At 69.3% G+C, this 1,104-nt stretch carries 1 protein-coding gene and 1 pseudogene; both read left to right on the top strand.

Annotated features, from left to right (window positions below; all coding sequences use genetic code 11):
- On the top strand, window positions 1-437 hold a 437-nt coding region (locus tag ACFW2E_RS47560; RefSeq protein WP_384478571.1), incomplete at its 5' end, for a sigma-70 family RNA polymerase sigma factor.
- 291 nt (window positions 438-728) lie between these two features.
- A pseudogene (locus tag ACFW2E_RS47555) lies at window positions 729-1,067 on the top strand (RNA polymerase sigma factor SigF); the annotation flags it as partial.
- Between the last annotated feature and the right edge of the window lie 37 nt (window positions 1,068-1,104).

Raw genomic sequence — 1,104 nt, 5'->3', positions numbered from 1 at the left:
GGCTGCACGAGCTGTGGGTGCAGGTCAACAGCGCCACCGAGGACCTGACGACCGCCTTCGGGCGCTCCCCGACCACCGCCGAGATCGCCGAGCGGCTGCGCATCACCGAGGAGGAGGTGCTGTCCTGCATCGAGGCGGGACGGTCGTACCACGCCACCTCGCTGGAGGCCGCACAGGAGGGCGACGGGCTGCCCGGTCTGCTCGACCGGCTCGGTTACGAGGACCCCGCCCTCGACGGGGTCGAACACCGCGACCTGGTGCGGCACCTGCTGGTCCAGCTCCCGGAGCGGGAGCAGCGGATCCTGCTGCTGCGCTACTACAGCAATCTGACGCAGTCGCAGATCAGCGCGGAACTCGGCGTCTCGCAGATGCACGTCTCCCGGCTACTGGCGCGCAGTTTCCAGCGGTTGAGGTCCGCCAACCGCATCGAGGCGTAGTCTCGCGACAGCGCGGGAAGCATTCGAAGGCGCGAGCGAACGGTCACCGGGGCGAGCGAATCGCTCACCAGGGCCGTTGCGGGCGGATTCGGGCCGAAAGCCCGTCAGACCCCCTGTTTCCAGGGGGAATTCGCGTCTCTGATGTCGACAGGTCACTACAGCGCGTTGCCGACATGTGACATTCTGCCGGAGACGCGTTTGCCGGAGCTCCGGCTCCGGTATTCAGGTGAAGGCTGCGTTCCCGTCCCGGGAGCGTGCGCCGTGACCGTCCCGCGACCCAAAGGGGGTGGCATGTCCGCAGACCAGGGCAGCTCGAAGGTGCTCGCGCTCGCGGAGAGCGAGACCGCGCCCGACACGCTCGAGGCGCTCGGCCCCGTCGGCTCCATCGACTCCGTCGGTTCCCTCGACGATGGTCAGGCCGTCGAAGCCGTACCGACCCTCGACGCCGTGCCGGCCCAGGCCCTCGCGGCCCCGGAGGCCATCGACACCCGCACCCTGTCCCGCTCCCTGTTCCTGCGGCTCGCCGCCCTCGACGCGGACAGCCCCGAACGTGCCTACGTCCGGGACACCCTGATCGAGCTCAACCTCCCGCTGGTGCGCTACGCGGCCGCACTCGTCCGCGAGCGCCACTAGACGATGGCGGCCATCGTCCACGGTATCTTATACA

This window comes from Streptomyces sp. NPDC058964 (assembly GCF_042741275.1).
Classification (GTDB): Bacteria; Actinomycetota; Actinomycetes; order Streptomycetales; family Streptomycetaceae; genus Streptomyces.
The sequence above is the reverse complement of the archived record's forward strand: the minus strand, read 5'-3'. Positions and strand labels throughout refer to the sequence as shown.